The organism is Williamsia sp. R60 (assembly GCF_054063855.1).
Genome location: NZ_JBSSGR010000005.1, coordinates 1 through 21,954, shown reverse-complemented (window position 1 = coordinate 21,954; position 21,954 = coordinate 1). Strand labels below are relative to the sequence as shown.

Genomic DNA, 21,954 nt, shown 5'->3' with positions numbered 1-21,954 from the left:
GCTGACCGAGAAGAAAGGCATAACCATGCCCAAGACAAAGACCCACAAGGGAACCGCGAAGCGATTCAAGGTGACCGGCAGTGGCAAGATCGTCCGCCAGCGCGCAAACCGTCGCCACTTGATGGAGCACAAGCCCACCAAGCGCACGCGTCGTCTCGACGGCACCGTCGTCGTCTCTGAGAACGATGCTCCCCGCATCAAGCGCCTGCTGAAGATCTGACGCTCCCCACAGACCACCCGCTGGCCGGTTCCCGGCAGCCGCACTACTAAGAGGTAAATCAACGATGGCACGCGTAAAAAGGGCGGTAAACGCCCAGAAGAAGCGTCGTACAACCCTGGAGGCTTCCAAGGGCTACCGCGGACAGCGTTCGCGGCTCTACCGCAAGGCCAAAGAGCAGCAGCTGCATTCGCTCACCTACGCGTACCGGGACCGCCGGGCGCGCAAGGGCGAGTTCCGCAAGCTCTGGATCTCGCGGATCAACGCCGCAGCCCGGGCCAACGACATCACCTACAACCGCTTCATCCAGGGTCTGAAGATCGCTGGTGTCGAGGTCGACCGGAAGATCCTCGCCGAGATCGCCGTCAGCGATCCCGAGGCCTTCACCGGTCTGGTTGCTGTCGCCAAGAAGGCGCTGCCGTCGGACGTCAACGCGCCGGCCGCCTGATCGAGCCCGCCAACAACATGTCCGCGCCGGACGTTCTCTCCGAACGTTCGGCGCGGATTGTTTCGTACGCCAAACTGCACCGTTCCGCCGGCCGACGCAAGGCAGCCGCATTTTTGGCCGAGGGCGCCAACTCGGTGGCGGCTGCACTGCAGAGTCGTCGCGCCCGAGTCCTGCTCGCGACGGACGACGCGCACCTCCGGAACGCTGACCTGATCGACGACGCTCAGCGCTCGGGCATCGAGGTCTGCGCGATCACTGAGGGCGCCGCGTCCAAGCTCGCCGACACGGTCACCAGCACTGGTCTGTTCGTGATTGCCGACCTGGTCAACGTACCCCTCGCCGACGTACTGGCGACCTCGCCTCGCCTGCTTGCGGTGCCCGTCGAGATGACCGACCCCGGCAACGCCGGCACGCTCATCCGAACTGCAGATGCAATGGGCGCCGACGCCGTGGTGCTGGCAGGCGACAGTGTGGACCCCCACAACGGGAAGTGTGTGCGTTCCACCGCCGGAAGCGTTTTCCATATCCCCATCGCTCGTGAGCGCGACATCGATGTGGTCCTGGCAGAACTGCGTGCCGCCGGGGTCGCGATCTGCGCAACATCCGGGAATGCCGAGCTGAGTCTGCCCGAGGCCGGCCACGTGTTGTCGGGTCCGACTGCTTGGCTCTTCGGCAATGAGGCGCACGGTCTGTCCGAGGACATCCTCGGCCGCGCCGACCATCGCATCTCGATCCCGATCAGGGGCCGGGCCGAGAGCCTCAACTTAGCTGCTGCGGCCGCGATCTGCCTGTATGCCAGCGCCGATGCGCATTCGGGTGTCGACTACCCTCGTACGGGGTCCAGCCCGACCCCCTGAACCTTTCTCCCCAACATCTGACGAGCAGGAGTTACCGCAGCCGTGGCCGACGAGTCGATCCCAATCAGCGAGGCGGACAAGTCACTCGCGACCGCAGTGGACGCCGCTGTGGCAGCGTTCTCCGACGCGGTCGACCTGCCCGCGCTCGCGGTCGCGAAGACCGAACACATGGGGGACAAGTCGGCGATCGCTCTGGCCCGCCGTGAGCTCGGCGCGCTGCCCAAAGAGCAGAAGGCCGAAGCGGGGAAGCGAGTCAACATCGCCCGTGGCCAGGTCCAGCGCGCCTACGAGGAGCGATTGGCGGTCTTGACCGCCGAACGCGACGCGGCCGTCCTGGTCGCCGAGACCATCGATGTCACCTTGCCCAGTGCGCGTCGTCCGTCGGGAGCGCGGCACCCGATCACGGTGATCGCCGATCAGGTCGCCGACGTGTTCGTCGGGATGGGCTGGGAGATCGCCGAGGGACCCGAGGTCGAGACCGAGCACTTCAACTTCGATGCCCTGAACTTCCTGCCCGACCACCCGGCGCGTTCGATGCAGGACACGTTCTACATCGCTCCACCCGATTCACGGCAGGTGTTGCGCACACACACCTCACCCGTCCAGGTCCGCGCGATGCTCTCGCGTGACCTCCCGATCTACGTCGCCTGCCCGGGCCGCACATTCCGCACCGACGAACTCGACAGCACCCATACCCCGGTGTTTCACCAGGTCGAGGGTCTGGCCGTGGACAAGGGGCTGACCATGGCGCATCTACGCGGCACGCTCGACCTGTTCGCGAAGGCGCTGTTCGGACCCGAGACCGTGACCCGGATGCGGCCCAGCTACTTCCCGTTCACCGAACCGTCGGCCGAGGTGGACGTCTGGTTCACCGGTAAGAAAGGCGGAGCAGGCTGGGTAGAGTGGGGCGGCTGTGGCATGGTCAATCCTAATGTGTTGCGCGCCAGCGGAATCGACCCAGACGTCTATTCGGGATTCGCTTTCGGCATGGGTCTCGAACGCACGCTGCAGTTCCGCAACGACCTGCCCGACATGCGCGACATGGTCGAGGGTGACATCCGATTCACGGTGCCCTTCGGCCCCGGCGCCTGATTTCCTTCCGAACGAAAGAGCTGAGTTCCAGTGCAAGTAGCGCAGTCGTGGCTGACCGAAGTCCTGCAACGTGGCGCGCCCGGATGGAGCGCATCGTCTGCCCAGATCGATGAAGGCTTCGTGCGGGTCGGTTTCGAGATCGAAGAGATCCGCTCGTTGCCCGTGATCACCGGTCCGCTGGTGGTCGGCCGGGTCAACCACATCGAGCAGCTCACCGAGTTCAAGAAGCCGATCCGGTACTGCCAGGTCGACGTCGGTGAAGCCGCTGATCGCGGAATCGTCTGTGGTGCACAGAATTTCGCCGAGGGCGACCTGATCGTCGCGGCTCTGCCGGGCAGCGTCTTGCCAGGCGACTTCGCCATCGCGGCACGCAAGACCTACGGCAGGGTATCCGACGGGATGATCTGCTCGGTGTCGGAGATGGGCATCGGCAACGATCACAGCGGGATCCTGGTGTTGCCCCCGAACATCGCCGCCCCGGGGTCTGACGCCCGCGTGGTCCTGGGTCTGGACGACACCGTCATCGACGTCAATGTGACTCCCGACCGTGGCTACGCGTTCTCGGTCCGGGGGTTGTCCCGGGAGCTCGCCTGCAGCTTCGATCTGGAGTTCACCGATCCCGCGGATACACCCGACCTGTCCACGAGCGCAGGCGATTCCGGCTGGCCCGTGCGTATCGACCCGGCGTCGGGGGCCACGCGGTACAGCGCAGCTGTCGTCCGTGGCATCGACCCGACAGCTCCGTCGCCGTGGTGGCTCGTCAAACGGCTGATGTTGGCCGGTGTGCGTCCGATCTCGGCCGCTGTCGACATCACCAACTACGTGATGCTCGAACTGGGCCAACCGCTGCACGCTTTCGACGCTGCGAAACTGTCGGGCGAGATCGTGGTGCGCCGCGCACTCGCCGGAGAAAAGCTGACCACGCTCGACGATGCCGTCCGCGTTCTCGACCCCGAAGACGTTGTGATCACCGACGAGTCGGGACCCATCGCGTTGGCGGGTGTGATGGGCGGGGCGTCCACCGAGATCAACCTCGAAAGCAGCGACGTGCTGCTCGAAGCCGCTACCTTCGATCCGGTTGCGGTCTTCCGGACGGCAAAACGGCATCGCCTCACCAGTGAGGCGAGCAAGCGATTCGAGCGGGTGGTCGACCCTCTTATCACCGATGTCGCGTTGCTCAGGGCTGCCCAGCTGCTCACCGAGATCTGCGGTGGCACAATCGATCCCGTCTACACAGATGTCGGCGATGTGGCTCCGCAGACTCCGGTCACGATGGCGTTGACGGCGCCTTCGGCCACCGCGGGTATCGCCTATCCCGATGGCACCGCGGTGCGGCGCCTCGAGCAAGTCGGCTGTGAGGTCGCCGCGTCCGGTGACAACCTCACAGTGGTCCCGCCGAGTTGGCGTCCCGATCTACGTCAGAGCGCCGATCTTGTGGAAGAGGTGCTGCGCCTCGAGGGCTACGAGAACATCCCGGTTGCCGTTCCGACGGCTCCTGGAGGCACTGGCCTGACCCCGGCCCAGCGCCGTCGACGCAGCATCGGACGCAGCCTTGCGTTGTCGGGCTATGTCGAGGTGCTGCCTTACCCGTTCATGCCTGCCGACGTGTTCGACGTGTGGAACCTCCCGGCCGACGATCCGCGCCGCAACACCGTCAAGGTGCTCAACCCGCTGGAAGCGGACCGTCCGGAGTTGAACTCCACCCTGCTGCCCGGACTGTTGGAGATGGTGGGGCGCAACCTTGCTCGGGGACAACGTGATCTGTCGATGTTCGCAATCGGGCAGGTGGTGCTGGCCGGTGCCGGCGTGCACCCGGTGCCGGCGTTGCCGGTTGATCGTCGACCCAGCGATGACGAGGTCGCCGAGCTGATCGGTTCGTTGCCCGCGCAGCCGCTGCATGTCGCCGCCGTTCTGACTGGTCTGCGAGAGCCGGCAGGGCCGTGGGGCAAGGGACGTCAGGCCGATCCCACCGACGTTTTCGATGCCGTACGCATCATCGGCCAGGCTGCCGGTGTCGAGCTGACGCTGCGCTCGGGCTCCGAGGTGCCCTGGCATCCGGGCCGCTGCGCCGAGGTTCTGGTCGATGACTCCGTGGTCGGCTGGGCGGGTGAACTACATCCGGCGGTGCTCGAGAAGATGCACCTTCCGGCACGGTCCTTGGCGCTCGAGATCAACATCGACGCCGTACCGCTCAGCGAGCGTTTGGTGTCGCCGCGTATCTCGCCGTACCCTCCCGTGTTGCAAGACCTCGCAGTGGTCGTCGACGCCGATGTCGCGGCGGCCGATGTGCAGGCCGCGCTGGCCGCCGGAGCCGGTGAACTGCTCGAGAGCATCGCACTGTTCGATGTGTTCACCGGTGAGCAGGTGGGGGACGGCCGCAAATCGTTGACCTTTTCCCTGCGCTTCCGGGCAACCGACCGCACCCTCACCGAAGACGAGGCCACTGCAGCCCGCGACGCCGCGCTCGCGCAGGCGACGGCGACTGTCGGTGCACAGATGCGTAGCTGACTGGGTCCGCGCCGTCCTATGTGGCGACTGGACCAGTGAGATAATTTTGGATTGTGGGGCCCAAGTTGGCCACCACGTCTTCGACGGGCAGTGAGGTCAGCGGCTCGAAGCGCAGCAGGTAACGGGTCAACACCGTGCCGAGCATGGCGGCGGCGATGAGGTTTGCCCGCAACCGACCGGTGCCAACGGGGTTGTCGGCCCGTTCGGTGATCTCTGCGAGTACCACCTCGAGCAACATTGTGCGGATCAGGGTCGGGTCGGGCCCACCGATCACTGTGCGTAGTACGGCAATTCCCGATTCCTGGAACTCGCCATCCCACACCTCCAGAACGGTGCGCACGAGGGTTGCGCCCAGCTCATCGATAGGGACCTCTCGCAGCGGTCCCACCACCTCGAGCGGGTCGATGGGAAACTCGATCGCGGCCAGAAACAGCATGTGTTTGGTGCCGAAATAGTGGTGCACAAGTGCCGGATCCACCCCCGCGTCCGCGGCGACCGCGCGAATGGATGTGCGGTCGAGTCCGTCACGAGCGAAGAGTGTGCGGGCCGACGTCAAGATCTGTCCCTTGGTGTCAGGTTCACCTGGGCGCCGTCCTGATCGTCTCGGTGCGCTCACCCCGGCATCATCTCAAGGTGCCGGTCGCGCCGGACGAGCCGGTCCATCACTCGGTCCGTCGCCGCAGCGAGGCGGCGGCCAACGCCAGTGCCGCGATGGTGCACAGCAGTACAACCAGCAGGTCCCGCCACATCGTGCCGGTCGGTTCGGCGTATTTACCCACTTGATCGAGCGCTTCCACGGCGTAGCTCAGCGGCATCACATTGCTGATCATCTCGAGCCACCGCGGCAGATCGGCTCGCGGTACGAAGAGTCCACACAGGAACAACTGGGGGATGACCACCACCGGCAAGAATTGGACGGCCTGGAATTCGGTCTGGGCAAAAGCGCTGCACAACAATCCGAGACCGACGCCGAGGATGGCGTCCAGGATCGCGATCACGAGAACCCAACCGATGCTTCCGGCCGTCTGCAGTCCGAGAATCCAGAAAGACACGACACACGCAAGTGCTGCTTGTGCCATCGCGGCCGTGGAGAACGCGGCGCCGTAGCCGACCAGCAGGTCCGCCTTGCTCATGGGGGTGGTGAGCAGTCGTTCCAACGTGCCGGACGATCTCTCGCGCAACATCGCGATCGAGGTGATCAAGAACATGATGGCGAATGGGAGCACTCCGAGCAGAACGAGCGCGATCCGATCGAACGGCTCGGGTCCGCCGGGAGGACCGACCTGGTTCTCGAACATGAAGTACAGCAACGTCATCAGGATCACCGGGATGAGCAGGATCATGGCGATCGTTCGTGGGTCGGCCTTGAGTTGCCGCAGAACTCGGCCGGTGGTCGAGAGGGCGATGGTGGCATTCATGATGCGGTCCGTTCAGTGATCAGGGCGAGGAAGGCTTGTTCGAGGTTGGTCTGATGCGTCCGCGCGCGTAGTTCGTCCGGTGTGAGTTCAGCGATGACTCCGCCTTCACGCATCAGCACGAGGGCGTCGCAGTGGTCGGCCTCGTCCATCACGTGACTGGACACGAGCAGGGTGGTCCCGGTGTCGGCCAGGGCACGGAAACGCACCCACAACTCCGCCCGCAGAACCGGGTCGAGCCCCACGGTCGGTTCGTCGAGGATCAAGATCTCGGGACTACCGACGAGGGCGCAGGCGATCGACACACGGCTGCGCTGACCTCCTGACAACTGGGAAGTTCGGCGACCACGGAAATCGTCGAGACCGACGGCGTGAATCGAGTCGTTGATCAGGTCGCGACGACGATAGAGGTCGGCGAAGTAACGGACGTTCTCTTCGACGGTGAGATCCGTGTAGACCGAGGGAGCCTGCGTCACGTAGCCGACGCGTCCGCGGAGTTCTTTTGCCCCGGCCGGACGGTCCAGCACGCTGATGGAGCCGGACGTGATGCGTTGAGTGCCCACCACTGAACGCATGAGCGTGGTCTTGCCGCACCCCGATGGTCCGAGCAGACCGGTGATCGATCCGCGGGGTACCGACAGCGTCACGCCGTTCAGTGCACGAGCGCTACCGCGCCTCACGACCAGGTTGTCGATTCGGACGGCGGGTTGCGGGTAGGTGGTGGAGTCTGGCTGTGCCATGGCGGTCTCAATTCATCTCGTGTTGAATTCATTGCCTGATGAAAAAGTAAACCGTATGAACGCAGCCGTCAATGGTGGGGTAGATGAATTAACTTGCGGCAACGTGCATAATGAATCACATGACCGTGTCAGTGGCTGTCGCCGGAGCCAGCGGGTACGCAGGCGGGGAAATTCTTCGCCTGTTGCTCGGCCATCCCAAGTACACCTCGGGAGAGATGCGAATCGGTTCACTCACCGCTGGTTCGAACGCGGGGTCGCTATTGGGTGCCCATCATCCCCACCTTTTGCCGCTGGCGGACCGCGAACTCGGCGAGACCACCACCGAAGCGCTGACCGGGCACGACGTGGTGTTCCTGGCGCTCCCGCACGGAACGTCGGGGCCGGTCGCCGACGCGTTGCCGCCCAGCACCCTGGTGATCGACTGCGGTGCCGACTTTCGCTTGCAGGACTCGGCGGAGTGGGACAAGTACTACGGCGGAAATCATGCCGGCAGCTGGCCGTACGGCCTGCCCGAGCTTCCCGGGAACCGCGAGATCTTGTCCGGTGCCTCGCGAATCGCAGTGCCGGGTTGCTATCCGACGGTGAGCACACTTGCGTTGTTACCCGCCGTCGCGGCGGGAATCGTCGGGCCGCAACTGACGATCGTCGCGGTGACCGGCGCCTCGGGCGCGGGCCGTTCGCCACGGGTCGATCTGCTGGGTTCGGAGGTGATCGGTTCCGCTCGTGCCTATGGGGTCGGCGGGTCACACAGGCATACACCTGAAATCATCCAGAACCTGTCGGCCGTGGGGAACTCACCGGTCAGCGTCTCCTTCACCCCAATACTGGTGCCGATGACCCGGGGCATCCTCGCGACGTGCACAGCTCCCTCGACCGCAACCACCGCCGAGGCCCGTGCCGTGTACGAGAAGGCATATGCGGATGAGCCTTTTGTTGCGCTGTTGCCCGAAGGCCGGCTGCCGGCCACCGGGTCGGTGATGGGGTCGAACGCGGTACAACTCAGCGTCGCCGTCGACGAGCGTGCGGGCACCCTGGTCGCCGTCGCTGCGATCGACAATCTCACCAAAGGCACTGGCGGTGGCGCGGTCCAATCCATGAACCTTGCGCTGGGCTGGGACGAAACAGAGGGTCTGAGCACTGTGGGTGTGGCGCCATGAGCAACGGTGATACGACTGTCAACGGCATCGAGCCCGATTCGGTTGCCGCGCCAGAGAATTGGCGGGAGGTGGCCGGCGGGCACCGGATGACTCGATTGCAGGGCGTCACGGCATCCTCAGGTTTCCGGGCTGCGGGCATCGCTGCGGGTATCAAGGCCAGCGGCAAGGAAGATCTGGCGTTGGTGTTCAACGAGGGCCCCGAGTACGAGGCCGCTGGTGTGTTCACGGAGAACAAGGTCAAGGCCGCGCCGGTGTTGTGGAGCCGGCAGGTCTTGTCCACCGGCAGGCTTCGGGCCGTGATCCTCAACTCCGGCGGTGCGAACGCCTGCACGGGGCCCGGGGGGTTCCAAGACGCGCACGCCACGGCGGAAGCCGTGGCAGAAGCCATCAGTGGCTGGGGTACCGAGACGGGCGCCATCGAGGTCGCGGTCTGCTCAACCGGTCTGATCGGTGACCGGTTGCCCATGGACAAGGTGCTGGCAGGTGTGATCGAGGTGGTACACGAGATGGGCGGCGGTATCTCGGGTGGGACCGATGCCGCGCACGCGATCATGACCACCGACACGGTGCCGAAGCAATCTGCGTTCCACCACGCCGACGGCTGGAATGTCGGAGGCATGGCCAAAGGTGCAGGCATGCTTGCTCCATCATTGGCGACGATGTTGTCGGTGTTGACCACGGACGCGAAGGTGACCGCGGCTCAGCTCGACGAGGCACTGCGGGCGGCGGCAGCGATCACATTCGATCGGCTGGATGTCGACGGCGCCAGTTCCACCAACGACACCGTGCTGCTACTGAGTTCGGGCGCCAGTGAGGTCGAACCCTCCCAGGCCGACCTCAACGAGGCGGTGCGGCTGGTGTGTGACGATCTCGCTGCCCAGATGCAGGCCGACGCCGAGGGTGTCACCAAACGAGTGGTGGTCACCGTGACCGGCGCAGCCAGTGATTCCGAAGCGCTTGTCGCGGCACGCACGATCGCCCGGGACAGTCTGGTGAAGACCGCGTTGTTCGGATCCGATCCCAACTGGGGCCGTGTCCTCGCCGCAGTCGGTATCGCGCCCATCGAGCTCGACCCTGACCGGATTGCCGTGCGGTTCAACGGTTCACCGGTGTGTGAACACGGGATGGGTGTCCCGGGCGCGCGCGAGGTGGATCTCTCGGTCACCGATATCGACCTCACTGTAGACCTGGGAATCGGATCGGGCAGCGCGTGGATCCGCACCACGGACCTGTCCCATGCGTATGTCGAAGAGAACTCGGCGTACTCGTCGTGATGGGCGCACTCACGCCTCTCGAGAAGGCGCACGTTCTCGCGGAAGCACTTCCGTGGCTGCAGCGGTTCTCCGGCAAGGTGATCGTCGTCAAATACGGCGGCAACGCCATGATCGACGACACCCTGAAAGCGGCATTCGCCGAGGACATGGTGTTCCTGCGGACCTGTGGAATCCATCCGGTCGTGGTCCACGGCGGCGGACCGCAGATCTCGGCGATGCTCAAACGCCTCGGGCTCACCGGCGAGTTCCGTGGTGGATTCCGGGTCACCACACCGGAAGTGATGGATGTGGTGCGGATGGTGCTCTTCGGTCAGGTCGGCCGGGAACTCGTGGGTCTGATCAACGCACACGGACCCTATGCGGTCGGCATCTCGGGGGAGGACGCGCACCTGTTCACCGCGACGCGCCGCTCGGTTCTCGTGGACGGCGAGGCCACCGATATCGGGCTGGTGGGTGACGTGACGACTGTGGATCCTGCTGCCGTCACCGATCTCATTGCAGCGGGGCGTATTCCGGTGGTGTCGACCATCGCGCCCGATGCGGACGGGGTGGTGCACAACATCAATGCCGACACCGCCGCGGCAGCGTTGGCCCAGGCACTCGGTGCCGAGAAGCTGGTGGTGCTCACCGATGTCGAGGGGCTGTACACCAATTGGCCCGACCGCGACTCGCTGGTGTCGCAGATCAACACAACCGACCTCGCCGAGCTGCTCCCGCGGCTTGATTCGGGCATGGTCCCGAAGATGGAGGCGTGCTTGCGCGCAGTGGGCGGAGGTGTCGGTCAAGCGCATGTGATCGACGGGCGCACACCACATTCGATGCTCCTCGAGCTCTTCACGAGCGAGGGCATCGGCACCATGGTGGTTCCCGACCACGAACATGCGGCGCCGCCGGCCTATGGGCATGACGTGCCCGCCGTGGACCACGCTCAGACGCACCCGACACCTAGTGGGGAAAACAAATGACACACGATCGGACCGAGGCCTTGCAAGAACGGTGGTCGGCTTCGCTGATGAAGAACTACGGGACGCCGAAGGTGGCCCTGAAGTCCGGGCTCGGAGCGGTTCTCACCGATGTGGAGGGTCGCGAGTATCTCGACCTTCTCGGTGGGATCGCGGTGAACGTCCTGGGGCATGCCAACCCCGGCGTCATCGCGGCGGTGACCGAGCAGATGTCCACTCTCGGACACACCTCGAACATCTATCTCAACGAACCGGTGGTCAAGCTGGCCGAAGCGCTGCTGTCGAGGTGGGGTGTCGAGGGCAGGGCGTTCTTCTGCAATTCCGGCGCCGAGGCCAACGAGGCGGCGTTCAAGATCGCCCGGCGCACCGGGAGGCCAGAGATCATCGCGGCCGAGCAGGCGTTCCACGGACGCACGATGGGCGCGCTCGCACTGACCGGCCAGCCCGCCAAACGCACACCGTTCGAGCCGATGCCGCCCGGTGTGCGGCACGTGCCGTATGGCGACATCGATGCGATGGCCGCCGCGATCGGACCTCAGACCGCGGCCGTGTTCCTCGAACCGATCATGGGTGAGAGTGGCGTCGTCGTACCGCCTGTTGACTACTTGGCCTCGGTCCGGCGACTCACCACCGCCCACGGCGCATTGCTGATCCTCGACGAAGTGCAGACCGGAATCGGCCGTACCGGAACGTTTTACGCACATCAGTCGGCCGGGATCACCCCGGACGTGATCACCTTGGCCAAGGGCCTCGGCGGCGGACTGCCGATCGGAGCGGTCCTGGCGACCGGCCCGGCTGCAGATCTGCTCGAGCCTGGTCAACACGGCACCACGTTCGGTGGCAACCCGGTTTGCGCCGCGGCTGCGCTGTCGGTGCTCGATCAGATCGACTCCCAGGGGCTCACCGAGCATGCTGCGTCGCTGGGCAAGTTCATCACCAGCGGCATCGACGATCTGGGCCACCCGCTGATCTCCCACACCCGCGGTGCGGGTCTGCTCTTGGCCGTTGTACTCACCGAGCCGGTCGCCGTTGCGGTCGAGGCCGCGGCTCGCGAGCGTGGGTTCCTCATCAACGCCCCGGCCCCGGACGTGCTGCGGCTGGCGCCGCCGTTGATCCTCACCGAAGATCAGGCAGCTGGGTTCGTGCAAGCGTTGCCCGGCATCCTCGACGCGGCCGGGCAGGCACAGTCATGACGCGGCACTTCTTGAGGGACGACGACCTGTCGCCGGAGGAGCAGGCCCGAGTGTTGGCCCTGGCTGCCGATGTCAAGGCACAACCCTTCGCCCATACACCGCTTTCCGGCCCCAAGGGTGTCGGGGTCATCTTCGACAAGAACTCAACCCGAACGCGGTTTTCCTTCGAGATGGGCATCGCCCAGCTCGGTGGGCACGCGGTGGTTGTGGACGGCAAGGAAACCCAGCTGGGCCGTGATGAGACGCTGGCCGACACGGGCCGGGTCCTGTCCCGGTATGTCGAGGCGATCGTCTGGCGCACATACGGTCAGAACCGTCTCGAAGAGATGGCGTCCACCGCAACCGTCCCGGTCATCAACGCCTTGTCCGACGACTTCCACCCGTGCCAGGTGCTGGCTGATCTGCAGACGATCATCGAACACAAAGGTCGCGCTGCGGGTCTCACGCTCACCTACCTCGGGGACGGCGCGAACAACATGGCCCATTCATTGATGCTCGGCTGTGTGACGGCGGGAATGCACGTCAAAATCAGTGCACCGGAGGGATTCACGCCCGACGAACGGTTTGTCGGCTATGCGCGGGACCGAGCGGCACTCACCGGCGGAAGCGTCGAGGTTGTCGTCGACCCGAAGTCGGCCGTTGCCGGGGCCGATGTTCTCGTGACCGACACCTGGGTGTCGATGGGGCAGGAAGACGACGGACGCGATCGGAGCGCGCCCTTCCGCGCCTATCAGATCAATTCCGATCTGCTGGCTCTTGCCGATCCCCAAGCCATCGTGCTGCATTGCCTGCCCGCACACCGCGGGGAGGAGATCACCGACGAGGTCATCGACGGACCACAGAGTGTGGTGTTCGACGAGGCGGAGAACCGGTTGCATGCCCAGAAGGCGGTGTTGTTGTGGCTGCTGGATCGACGGTGACCACCCGGGCCGGCCGACACGCACGGATCATCGCTCTGCTGGCCGGCCGCGAGGTGCACAGTCAGACCCAGCTGCGGGAGCTTCTCGCCGCCGATGGCATCGACGCGACCCAGGCGACGATCTCCCGTGATCTCGACGAACTGGGTGCGGTGAAGATCCGCGGCGCCGACGGCGGATCCGGCATCTACGTGGTGCCAGAGGACGGCTCACCGGTTCGCGGGGTCAGCGGCGGCACCGACCGCTTGTCGCGCCTGATGGGGGACCTGCTCGTGTCGATCGACTCCAGCGGCGCCATGGCGGTGCTGCGAACCCCGCCCGGCGCGGCGCACTATCTGGCCAGTGCGCTCGACCGCGCGAGCCTTCCCGAAGTCGTCGGCACCATCGCCGGGGACGACACCCTTTTTGTACTTGCCCGCGAGCCGATCACCGGGGCCGACCTGGCCGAGATGCTCGAGGCGCTGGCATGAGATTCTGAGCAGCACCACCTGACGAAACAGCCCTAAGACATACAACGCACGACCGAACTACAAGGAGTAACCCCCTCATGGCGCAGCGCGTGATCCTCGCGTATTCCGGCGGCCTGGACACCTCGGTGGCCATCAGCTGGATCGGTAAGGAAACCGGTAAGGAGGTGGTGGCCGTGGCCATCGACCTCGGCCAGGGTGGCGAGGACATGGAGGTGGTCCGCCAGCGAGCCCTCGATTGTGGGGCGGTGGAGTCGGTGGTGGTCGACGCACGTGACGAGTTCGCCGAGCAGTACTGCCTGCCTGCCATCACCAGCAACGCGCTGTACATGGATCGCTACCCACTGGTGTCGGCCATCTCCCGGCCGCTGATCGCCAAGCACCTGGTGACCGCGGCCCGCGAACACGGCGGCACCACCGTCGCGCACGGTTGCACCGGCAAGGGCAACGACCAGGTTCGATTCGAGGTCGGATTCGGTTCGCTCGCACCGGAACTCGAGGTGATCGCACCGGTCCGCGACTACGCCTGGACCCGTGAGAAGGCCATCACCTTCGCCGAAGAGAACGCCATCCCCATCAACGTGTCCAAGAAGTCACCGTTCTCGATCGACCAGAACGTATGGGGCCGGGCAGTGGAAACCGGTTTCCTCGAAGATCTCTGGAATGCACCCACCAAGGATGTGTACTCGTACACAGAGGATCCGACGATCAACTGGCAGGCACCCGACGAAGTCATCATCAGCTTCGAGAAGGGCCGTCCCACAGCGATCGACGGACGGCCGGTCTCGGTCCTCGAGGCGATCGTCGAACTCAACCGTCGGGCAGGCGCACACGGTGTCGGCCGCCTCGACGTGGTCGAGGACCGATTGGTCGGCATCAAGAGCCGCGAGATCTACGAGGCTCCGGGCGCCATGGTCTTGATCCGCGCGCACGAAGAGCTCGAACACGTCACCCTCGAGCGCGAACTGGGTCGTTTCAAGCGCGGCACCGACCGCAAGTGGGCCGAGCTCGTCTACGACGGACTGTGGTTCTCTCCCCTGAAGTCATCGCTCGAAGCCTTCGTCGACCACACACAGCAGCACGTGAGCGGCGACATCAGGCTCAACCTGCACGGTGGTCACATCGCGGTCACCGGTCGGCGCAGTGAGGAGTCGCTGTACGACTTCAACCTCGCCACCTACGACGAAGGCGACACATTCGACCAGTCGGCAGCCAAGGGCTTTGTCCATCTGCACGGCCTGTCGTCGAAGATCTCGGCGAAGCGGGATCTGCGCTAGATGTCCACGAACCAGGGATCTCTGTGGGGAGGCCGGTTCGCCTCTGGCCCGGCCGACGCCATGGCTGCCCTGAGCAAGTCCACTCACTTCGATTGGGTGTTGGCTCCGTACGACATTCGGGCCTCCCAGGCGCACGCCCGAGTTCTCCACAGCGCCGGCCTGCTGTCGGACGCCGACCTGCAGACCATGCAGGACGGACTGACGAGGTTGGCCGACGATGTCCGGTCGGGCGAGTTCGCACCTGCGGACAGCGACGAAGACGTCCATGGTGCGCTCGAACGCGGTCTGATCGAGCGGGTGGGAGCCGAGGTCGGTGGCCGGCTGCGCGCCGGTCGATCGCGGAACGACCAGGTGGCCACCCTCTTTCGGATGTGGCTGCGCGACGCCGTGCGGATGGTGTCGGCGGGGGTCCTCGATGTGGTGGACGCGCTGGTCGGCCAGGCACGGGCGCATCCCGAAGCGGTGATGCCGGGCAAGACGCACCTGCAGGCTGCGCAGCCGGTGTTGCTCGCGCATCACCTGCTCGCGCACGCCCATCCGTTGATCCGTGATGTCGAGCGGCTGAAGGACTTCGATCGTCGCGCCGCCGTATCGCCCTACGGGTCGGGTGCCCTGGCGGGGTCATCGTTGGGTCTCGACCCCGAGGCCATTGCCGCTGATCTCGGGTTCGATTCGGCGGCAGACAATTCGATCGACGCCACGTCGTCGCGGGACTTCGCTGCCGAAGCCGCCTTCGTCTTCGCGATGATCGGGGTCGACCTGTCCAGGATGGCCGAAGAGGTCATCCTCTGGAGCACACCGGAGTTCGGGTATGTGACGCTGGCCGACGAGTGGTCGACCGGCAGTTCGATAATGCCCCAGAAGAAGAATCCGGACGTCTCGGAACTGACGCGCGGCAAGTCCGGACGGATGATCGGCAACCTCACCGGATTGCTGGCAACCCTGAAGGCACAGCCGCTCGCGTACAACCGTGACCTGCAAGAGGACAAAGAGCCGGTCTTCGACTCGGTCACCCAGTTGCTCCTGCTCCTGCCGGCAATCGCGGGGCTGGTCAGCACCTTGACCTTCGACGAGAACCGAATGGCAGAACTCGCTCCCGCCGGGTTCACGCTGGCCACCGACATCGCGGAGTGGATGGTTCGCGCGGGTGTGCCGTTCCGTGTTGCCCACGAGGTGGCGGGTGCATGTGTCCGCGCCGCCGAGGAAAAGGGGATCGGGCTGCCCGATCTCACCGACGACCAGTTCGCCGAGATCCATCCGGCGTTGACGCCGGCGGTTCGTGATGTGCTGACCGTCGAGGGGTCGATCGCCTCGCGGGATGCACGCGGCGGGACAGCCGGTGTGCGTGTCGCCGAGCAATTGAACAGGCTGGCCGAGGCCGCAATCGGACACAGGGACTTTTAGGGTTCCCGCCGGGGGCGGCCGATGCGGCCGGGGTAGAGTGTGACGCCAGTCACGGTCCAACCAGATGTTGTTTCTTAGGGGTGTTTGTGCGCGGCCTTCCGAACGTCAAGGAAACCCTTGATCGTGTTGTAGCCACTGCCCAGAACGGGCTGGAGGTCATCAGGTACGGCAGTCTCGAGACCGGGACCAGACCTGCTCCGTTCCGGATCGAGGAAACCGTTCCGATGTACCAGCTGCGGCGGTACTTCCCGGACGAGCCCGGCGACGGTCCGCCCGTGGTGCTGGTGCCGCCGATGATGGTGTCTGCCAACGTCTACGACGTCACGGCCGACAACGGTGCAGTCACTGTCCTCCACCGCAACGGTCTCGACCCCTGGGTGGTCGACTTCGGTTCGCCGGACAAGGTCGTCGGCGGAATGGACCGCACCCTCGCCGACCACGTCGTGGCCATCAGCGAGGTCATCGACTCGGTTCGGGAGGCCACGGGCAAAGACGTCCACCTTGCCGGATATTCGCAGGGCGGAATGTTCTGCTACCAGACCGCCGCGTACCGCCGTTCCGAGGGCATCGCGAGCCTCATCACCTACGGCAGCCCCGTCGACGTCCTCGGTGCGCTCCCTCTGGGATTGCCCGCAGCGCTGGTCACCCCGGGCGCACAGTTCCTGGCAGAGAACGTGTTCAACCGGATCTCGGTGCCCGGCTGGTTGGCCCGCACCGGTTTTCAGCTCCTCGACCCCGTGAAGGCGGCGCGCAGCCGCATCGACTTCCTGCGTCAGCTCCACGACCGCGAAGCTCTGCTGCCCCGGGAGGACTCGCGTCGATTCATCGAGGTCGACGGCTGGGTCGCGTGGTCCGGGCCTGCCGTGGCAGAGCTGTTGCGCCAGTTCGTCGTCCACAACCGGATGGTCGGCGGTGGCTTCGTGATCAAGGACCGTGTCGTCACGCTGGCAGAGGTCAGCTGCCCCGTATTGGCATTCCTCGGTGAGGCCGACGACATCGGTCAGCCGGTGGCCGTACGCGGCATCATGCGGGCGGCGCCGCTGTCGCAGGTGTATGAATCATCGCTTCCGGTCGGACATTTCGGACTCGTCGTCGGATCGACCGCCGGCACCCGTACGTGGCCCACCACTGCGCAATGGATCCGGTGGCAGGACGGTTCCGCCGATCAACCCGACCAGATCGAGAAGATGCACGACAACAGCGACGCGCTGGGTGGCTCCGGTGTCAGCTTCTCGTCGCGAGTGGTCCATGGTGTGGGGACGGCTGCCGGTGTCGGCGCAGAGGCCGGCCGGGATCTGGTCGGCGCGGCGAAGTCGGTCGGACGCACCACCGATGCCGTGCTCCGGGAATCTGCACGCGTGGTCCCGCGGCTCGTGCGGCTGGGCCAGTTGCAGGCCCGGACCACGATCTCGCTCGGGAAGTTGATGAACGAGAACGCCCGACGCAACGGCAAACAGGAGCTGTTCCTCTTCGAGGATCGGGTACTGAGCCACCGTCAGGTCAACGACCGTATCGACAACGTCGTGCGCGGTTTGATCGCGTGCGGGGTGCGTCCGGGCGAGCACGTCGGTGTGCTGATGCTGACCAGACCCAGTGCCCTGGTAGCGATCGCGGCACTGTCGAGATTGGGCGCCGTGGCAGTGATGCTCTCGCCCGGAAACGATCTCAAACAGTCTCTCCGGCTGGGCGATTGCTCCCTCGTACTCGCCGACCCTGCCAACCTCGACGATTCTGCGGCGATCGCCGACCGGGTGCTCGTACTGGGCGGCGGCGACACCCGAACACTCTCGCAGGCCGACGGCGAACGCATCATCGACATGGAGCAGATCGATCCGGACGCTGTCGAAGTACCCACGTGGTACCGGCCCGACCCGGGCCGCGCCGGCGACCTCGCATTTGTTCTCTTCAGCAAGAACGGCGGCACCCTCGAGAAGTGGCCCGTGACCAACCATCGGTGGGCACTGTCGGCTTTCGGGGCGGCATCTGCGGCGGCACTCAGCAGCAACGACACCGTGTATTGCCTCACGCCGCTGCACCACGCCTCGGGACTGCTGACGGCCCTCGGTGGCACCGTTGCAGGTGGGGCTCGGATCGCGTTGTCCAACGGGATCGATCCGAAGCTGTTCTCCGCCGAGGTTCACCGGTACGGGATCACAGTGGTGTCCTACACGTGGTCGATGCTGCAGGACGTCATCCAATGCGACAGCCTTGCCATCCAGCCGCACAACCCGATTCGGTTGTTCATGGGCTCGGGCATATCCACCGGGTTGTGGGAAGACCTCCTCGAACGTTTCCCGCGTGCCCGGGTGCTCGAGTTCTTCGCCACCGGCGACGGTTCGGCGATCTTGGCCAACGTCACCGGCACCAAGGTCGGGTCGGCAGGCAGGCCGGTGCCCGGTGTCAACGAAGTCGCGATAGCGGCATACGACCTGGGGGAGAGCCGCCTGATCACAGACGACACGGGGTACGTCAGGGAAGCCCGCGTCGACGAAGTCGGGGTGATGCTGTCCAAGGCCCAGCAGCAGTACGAGGTGGGCGCAACGGTGCTGCGTGACGTGTTCGTCGTGGGCGACCGCTGGCAGCTGTCCGAGCACATGTTCAGACGCGATGCCGATGGGGATTTCTGGTTCATGGGCCACACCTCTTCGGTGATCCACTCGGCAGAGGGTTACATCTACCCCCAACCGATCGTCGACGGGCTGTCGCGGCTGGTGCAGGTCAAACACGCGGTCGTCTACAAGGTGGGGGAGCCCGGTAACCAGCTCGCGATCGCGGCGATCTCGAAGCAGTCCGACACCGGTTCACCGACGGGCTCGGCACTCAGACTCGCGCTGGCCGAACTGACCCCGGCCGAACGGCCACACATCATCCGTGTGCTCGACAACATCGAGGTGACCAACTCCTATCGTCCGCGGTCGGAGGCCCTACGTCAGGCGGGCATCCCCGCGGCCGGCGCGGGCGTCTGGTTCCGCGACGACGAGGGTCGGTACCGGAGGCTGACGCGGGCGATCGCCACCGAACGCGGTTGGCACGCCGGCGCGCGGTCGGTCGCAGCGGTCGCCCACTGAGGTGACCGATTCGAAAAAGGTACCGTTGACGCCGTGTCACATGAAGCCGGACTGAACCCCTTGTTGCTGACCTTGCTGGCATGCCCGCAGGACCACGGGCCCTTGCTGGTGATCGGCGACGAGCTGATGTACAACCCCAGGCTCCGCCGTGCCTATCGAATCGATGACGGCATACCCGCCCTGTTGATCGACGATGCGCGTGATGTCGGCGACGAAGAACACGAGCAATTGCTCCAGCGCGCCACTGCCACGACCGGTCCCTCGCCTAGCTGAACCTTGGCGCAACCGACTCTCTTCGACGTGGAGCGGCTGGCGGGTGCCACGCCGCTGCAGGCAGCGCGCCGTCTACTCGGATCGCTGCTCGAGGTGGAAGCCGCCGACGGTGTGGTGCGGATGCGCATCGTCGAGGTCGAGGCCTACGGGGGCACCCCCGACAGTCGGTTCCCTGATCCTGCATCGCATGGATACCGGGGACCGACCGACCGGAACCGGGTGATGTTCGGGTCCGCGGGTCACCTGTACGTGTACCGGTCGTATGGCATCCACTGGTGCGCCAACATCTCCTACGGCCACGCCGGGCAGTGCGGTGGTGTGTTGATGCGCGCGGGCGAGATTGTCGATGGCCTCGACATCGCCAGACTCCGGCGCCCGACTGCCCGTGCCGACCACCAATTGGCCTGCGGCCCCGGCAATGTCGGTTCGGCACTCGCCATAAGCCGGGAACTGAACGGATCGGCGGTCTGCACGGGGGAGTCGCCCGTCAGGTTGTTCAGCGGGCCACGCGTACCGGCCGCCGCGGTCGAGAACGGGCCGCGCGTCGGCGTGAGTACGGCCCAGGATCGTCCGTGGCGTCTCTGGGACGGGCGCAGTCTCGCAGTGTCGAAGTACCGGCGCGCCCAGTCGTTGCCCTCCGGGACGCGCACCCTCCGCCTATCGGTACCTGCCGCGGGTACGGAAGGATCGACGTCGTGACCGATGCGATCCTCGACGAACTGACCTGGCGCGGGCTGATCGCCCAGACCACCGACATCGACGAGTTGGCAAAAGTGCTGACGAGTCCGACGACGCTCTACGCAGGGTTCGACCCCACCGCGCCGAGCCTGCATGCCGGCCACCTCGTTCCACTCCTCACGCTGAAGCGGTTCCAGCGTGCAGGCCACCGGCCCATAGTCCTCGCCGGTGGGGCGACGGGAATGATCGGTGATCCGCGCGACGTCGGGGAACGCACCATGCAGTCAGCGGACACGGTGGCCGAATCAGCGCGCAGGATCAGGTCCCAACTGGAGCGATTTGTCGACTTCGATGATTCGCCCACCGGTGCTGTGGTGGTCAACAACCTCGATTGGACGGGCAGCCTCCCGGTGGTCGACTTCCTACGAGACGTCGGCAAGCACTTCTCGGTCAACGTGATGCTGGCACGTGACACCGTGCGACGCCGCCTGGAATCCGACGGTATGAGCTACACCGAATTCAGCTATATGTTGTTGCAGGCCAACGACTATCTGCAATTGAACCGCGAGTTCGGCTGCGCTCTGCAGGTGGGTGGTTCCGACCAGTGGGGCAACATCATCGCCGGGGTTGACCTCACCAGGAGGGTCGACGGCCGAGCTGTCCACGCGTTGACGGTGCCGCTGGTGACCTCTTCGGACGGCAAGAAGTTCGGCAAGTCAACCGGTGGTGGGAGCCTGTGGCTGGACCCGGAGCGGACCAGCCCCTACTCCTGGTACCAGTACTTCCTGAACACCGCGGACGCCGATGTGGTGCGTTACCTCAAGTGGTTCACCTTCCTGGGACAGGAGGAGATCGCCGAACTCGAGCAGGTCACCCTGGAATCGCCGCACAAGCGCGAGGCGCAGCGACGGCTGGCGCAGGAGATGACCACTCTCGTCCACGGTCAGGCGAACACCGACGCGGTGCAACTGGCGAGCCAGGCGCTGTTCGGCCGTGCCGAATTGACCGAGCTCGACGAGAACACGCTGGCCGCAGCTCTGTCCGAGACCACGATTGCCGACCTGGCCGCAGACTCTCAGCCGACCATCATCGACATCTTGGTGGCGACGGGACTGTCCGAGAGCAACAAAGCCGCTCGCCGAACCATCGGAGAAGGCGGCGCGTACGTCAACAACGTCAAGATCTCGGATCCGCAGTGGCAGCCCGGTTCGACGGATCTGCTGCACGGATCGTGGTTGGTGGTGCGTCGTGGGAAGCGAAACTTCGCCGGCGCCCGGGTCCGATGACGGCTGTTCATGCGGTGTTACTCGAAAACACCCCTCTGACCAGGCGATTTGACGCCACGCTCACGACCGCGTAACTTTCTTCAAGTCAGCGAGTGAGGCGCCGGAGAGCGAGAGTCCGGAGCGGCCAAGAACACCGACGGGATGTTTTCCTGAAGGAACAACGCTGACCGCCCAAGTTAGATACGGATCCACTCCGGTGGAGCGTTTCTGCGCGGGTGGCTGAAGGCCGAGAGACCACGGAGCATCCGGAAACGGGATGTTGCGAGCAGGTTTCAGAGCTGATAGGCTGGGAGACCTGCTCCGGACGAGATTCGGAGCGGAACTTCTAAGCAAGACAATAACAAATGCCCTCCGGGATGGCACCTGTTTTCAGGTGTCGAAGTCGGGGAGTGTGTGTTCTTTGAGAACTCGATAGTGTGTCGATGGATTGTTAGTGCCAATTTAGGTGCTGCATGTCTGTCACGGATGAGGCCCTTTGGGGGTTTGGTTGGTGATGGTGTGTGGTGCCGGCATTAGTTAGATATTATTTTGATCCCATCGCAGGTTTTGAGTCCTGTGGTGGTGTCAGTTTTTGTTTGGTTGGGATTGTGAAATCTCTTCAGGACATAATTTTTTTGAAAGGCACCTTTGGGTGTTCTTTTGGAAGGTTTTCATGGAGAGTTTGATCCTGGCTCAGGACGAACGCTGGCGGCGTGCTTAACACATGCAAGTCGAACGATGA

The 21,954-nt window shown here is 64.9% G+C and carries 20 protein-coding genes and 1 rRNA gene; 18 read left to right on the top strand and 3 right to left on the bottom strand.

Annotated features, from left to right (window positions below):
- Positions 1-25: 25 nt before the first annotated feature.
- The 5 genes from rpmI (at position 26) to pheT (ending at position 5,122) form a co-directional block, all read left to right on the top strand.
- A complete protein-coding gene (rpmI, locus tag ACVWY6_RS22885) occupies positions 26-220 on the top strand; it encodes a 50S ribosomal protein L35 (protein ID WP_023960686.1) in 195 nt (64 codons plus the stop codon).
- A gap of 64 nt (positions 221-284) precedes the next feature.
- Complete coding sequence (gene rplT / locus ACVWY6_RS22880) at positions 285-665, top strand: 50S ribosomal protein L20 (protein WP_030173202.1); 381 nt, start codon at positions 285-287, stop codon at positions 663-665.
- A 17-nt stretch (positions 666-682) separates the two neighbouring features.
- The gene (locus ACVWY6_RS22875; protein ID WP_457541224.1) at positions 683-1,522 is read left to right on the top strand and encodes a TrmH family RNA methyltransferase; all 840 of its coding nucleotides are present in this window, start codon (positions 683-685) and stop codon (positions 1,520-1,522) included.
- A gap of 42 nt (positions 1,523-1,564) precedes the next feature.
- Positions 1,565-2,614: a phenylalanine--tRNA ligase subunit alpha gene (gene pheS / locus ACVWY6_RS22870; RefSeq protein WP_030173209.1), complete on the top strand. Its 1,050-nt coding sequence runs from the start codon at positions 1,565-1,567 to the stop codon at positions 2,612-2,614.
- Positions 2,615-2,644: 30 nt separating this feature from the next.
- Complete coding sequence (pheT, locus tag ACVWY6_RS22865) at positions 2,645-5,122, top strand: phenylalanine--tRNA ligase subunit beta (protein ID WP_457541222.1); 2,478 nt, start codon at positions 2,645-2,647, stop codon at positions 5,120-5,122.
- 16 nt (positions 5,123-5,138) lie between these two features.
- On the opposite strand, the gene ACVWY6_RS22860 is transcribed toward pheT, so the two are convergent.
- The 3 genes from ACVWY6_RS22860 to ACVWY6_RS22850 are packed head-to-tail and all read right to left on the bottom strand — an operon-like array spanning position 5,139 to position 7,277.
- Positions 5,139-5,738 (bottom strand): TetR/AcrR family transcriptional regulator, encoded by a 600-nt coding sequence (locus ACVWY6_RS22860; RefSeq protein ID WP_023960676.1) that lies wholly within the window; start codon positions 5,736-5,738, stop codon positions 5,139-5,141.
- Between the two features lie 46 nt (positions 5,739-5,784).
- On the bottom strand, positions 5,785-6,540 hold the full coding sequence (locus tag ACVWY6_RS22855) for an ABC transporter permease (RefSeq protein ID WP_023960674.1): 756 nt from the start codon (positions 6,538-6,540) through the stop codon (positions 5,785-5,787).
- Positions 6,537-7,277 carry an ABC transporter ATP-binding protein gene (locus ACVWY6_RS22850; protein WP_023960672.1) on the bottom strand — a complete coding sequence of 247 codons (741 nt, stop codon included), beginning with the start codon at positions 7,275-7,277 and terminating at the stop codon, positions 6,537-6,539. The genes ACVWY6_RS22855 and ACVWY6_RS22850 overlap by 4 nt, the downstream gene beginning before the upstream one ends.
- A 119-nt stretch (positions 7,278-7,396) precedes the next feature.
- Here ACVWY6_RS22850 and argC point away from each other — a divergent pair, with 119 nt between their 5' ends.
- The 13 genes from argC to ACVWY6_RS22785 form a co-directional block, all read left to right on the top strand.
- Positions 7,397-8,434, top strand: coding sequence for an N-acetyl-gamma-glutamyl-phosphate reductase (gene argC / locus ACVWY6_RS22845; protein WP_031332871.1), 1,038 nt, complete (start codon positions 7,397-7,399; stop codon positions 8,432-8,434).
- Positions 8,435-8,520: 86 nt separating this feature from the next.
- Positions 8,521-9,708 (top strand): bifunctional glutamate N-acetyltransferase/amino-acid acetyltransferase ArgJ, encoded by a 1,188-nt coding sequence (gene argJ / locus ACVWY6_RS22840; protein ID WP_457541409.1) that lies wholly within the window; start codon positions 8,521-8,523, stop codon positions 9,706-9,708.
- Complete coding sequence (argB, locus tag ACVWY6_RS22835) at positions 9,708-10,673, top strand: acetylglutamate kinase (protein ID WP_457541219.1); 966 nt, start codon at positions 9,708-9,710, stop codon at positions 10,671-10,673. Before argJ ends, argB begins: the two co-directional genes overlap by 1 nt.
- Positions 10,670-11,863, top strand: coding sequence for an acetylornithine transaminase (locus tag ACVWY6_RS22830; protein WP_457541217.1), 1,194 nt, complete (start codon positions 10,670-10,672; stop codon positions 11,861-11,863). Before argB ends, ACVWY6_RS22830 begins: the two co-directional genes overlap by 4 nt.
- Positions 11,860-12,783, top strand: coding sequence for an ornithine carbamoyltransferase (argF, locus tag ACVWY6_RS22825; protein ID WP_457541215.1), 924 nt, complete (start codon positions 11,860-11,862; stop codon positions 12,781-12,783). The genes ACVWY6_RS22830 and argF overlap by 4 nt, the downstream gene beginning before the upstream one ends.
- Complete coding sequence (locus ACVWY6_RS22820) at positions 12,762-13,250, top strand: arginine repressor (protein WP_051406618.1); 489 nt, start codon at positions 12,762-12,764, stop codon at positions 13,248-13,250. The genes argF and ACVWY6_RS22820 overlap by 22 nt, the downstream gene beginning before the upstream one ends.
- A 77-nt stretch (positions 13,251-13,327) precedes the next feature.
- On the top strand, positions 13,328-14,524 hold the full coding sequence (locus tag ACVWY6_RS22815) for an argininosuccinate synthase (RefSeq protein ID WP_023960659.1): 1,197 nt from the start codon (positions 13,328-13,330) through the stop codon (positions 14,522-14,524).
- Positions 14,525-15,928, top strand: a complete 1,404-nt coding sequence (gene argH, locus ACVWY6_RS22810; RefSeq protein ID WP_457541213.1) for an argininosuccinate lyase — start codon at positions 14,525-14,527, stop codon at positions 15,926-15,928. It abuts the gene before it with no gap.
- An 86-nt stretch (positions 15,929-16,014) separates the two neighbouring features.
- Positions 16,015-18,996, top strand: a complete 2,982-nt coding sequence (locus ACVWY6_RS22805; protein WP_084248408.1) for an AMP-binding protein — start codon at positions 16,015-16,017, stop codon at positions 18,994-18,996.
- Positions 18,997-19,029: 33 nt separating this feature from the next.
- Positions 19,030-19,269 (top strand): Trm112 family protein, encoded by a 240-nt coding sequence (locus ACVWY6_RS22800; protein WP_023960653.1) that lies wholly within the window; start codon positions 19,030-19,032, stop codon positions 19,267-19,269.
- A gap of 27 nt (positions 19,270-19,296) precedes the next feature.
- A complete protein-coding gene (locus ACVWY6_RS22795; RefSeq protein ID WP_457541210.1) occupies positions 19,297-19,968 on the top strand; it encodes a DNA-3-methyladenine glycosylase in 672 nt (223 codons plus the stop codon).
- On the top strand, positions 19,965-21,233 hold the full coding sequence (gene tyrS, locus ACVWY6_RS22790; RefSeq protein ID WP_457541208.1) for a tyrosine--tRNA ligase: 1,269 nt from the start codon (positions 19,965-19,967) through the stop codon (positions 21,231-21,233). The genes ACVWY6_RS22795 and tyrS overlap by 4 nt, the downstream gene beginning before the upstream one ends.
- A 649-nt stretch (positions 21,234-21,882) precedes the next feature.
- Positions 21,883-21,954, top strand: a 16S ribosomal RNA gene (locus ACVWY6_RS22785); the annotation flags it as partial.

What these genes read in the sequence shown, in the direction of transcription:
- rpmI (WP_023960686.1), top strand. Translation starts at nt 26, where the DNA reads ATGCCCAAGACAAAGACCCACAAGGGAACCGCGAAGCGATTCAAGGTG.
- rplT (WP_030173202.1), top strand. Translation starts at nt 285, where the DNA reads ATGGCACGCGTAAAAAGGGCGGTAAACGCCCAGAAGAAGCGTCGTACA.
- ACVWY6_RS22875 (WP_457541224.1), top strand. Translation starts at nt 683, where the DNA reads ATGTCCGCGCCGGACGTTCTCTCCGAACGTTCGGCGCGGATTGTTTCG.
- ACVWY6_RS22855 (WP_023960674.1), bottom strand. Translation starts at nt 6,540, where the DNA reads ATGAATGCCACCATCGCCCTCTCGACCACCGGCCGAGTTCTGCGGCAA.
- ACVWY6_RS22850 (WP_023960672.1), bottom strand. Translation starts at nt 7,277, where the DNA reads ATGGCACAGCCAGACTCCACCACCTACCCGCAACCCGCCGTCCGAATC.
- argC (WP_031332871.1), top strand. Translation starts at nt 7,397, where the DNA reads ATGACCGTGTCAGTGGCTGTCGCCGGAGCCAGCGGGTACGCAGGCGGG.
- argJ (WP_457541409.1), top strand. Translation starts at nt 8,521, where the DNA reads ATGACTCGATTGCAGGGCGTCACGGCATCCTCAGGTTTCCGGGCTGCG.
- argB (WP_457541219.1), top strand. Translation starts at nt 9,708, where the DNA reads ATGGGCGCACTCACGCCTCTCGAGAAGGCGCACGTTCTCGCGGAAGCA.
- ACVWY6_RS22830 (WP_457541217.1), top strand. Translation starts at nt 10,670, where the DNA reads ATGACACACGATCGGACCGAGGCCTTGCAAGAACGGTGGTCGGCTTCG.
- argF (WP_457541215.1), top strand. Translation starts at nt 11,860, where the DNA reads ATGACGCGGCACTTCTTGAGGGACGACGACCTGTCGCCGGAGGAGCAG.
- ACVWY6_RS22815 (WP_023960659.1), top strand. Translation starts at nt 13,328, where the DNA reads ATGGCGCAGCGCGTGATCCTCGCGTATTCCGGCGGCCTGGACACCTCG.
- argH (WP_457541213.1), top strand. Translation starts at nt 14,525, where the DNA reads ATGTCCACGAACCAGGGATCTCTGTGGGGAGGCCGGTTCGCCTCTGGC.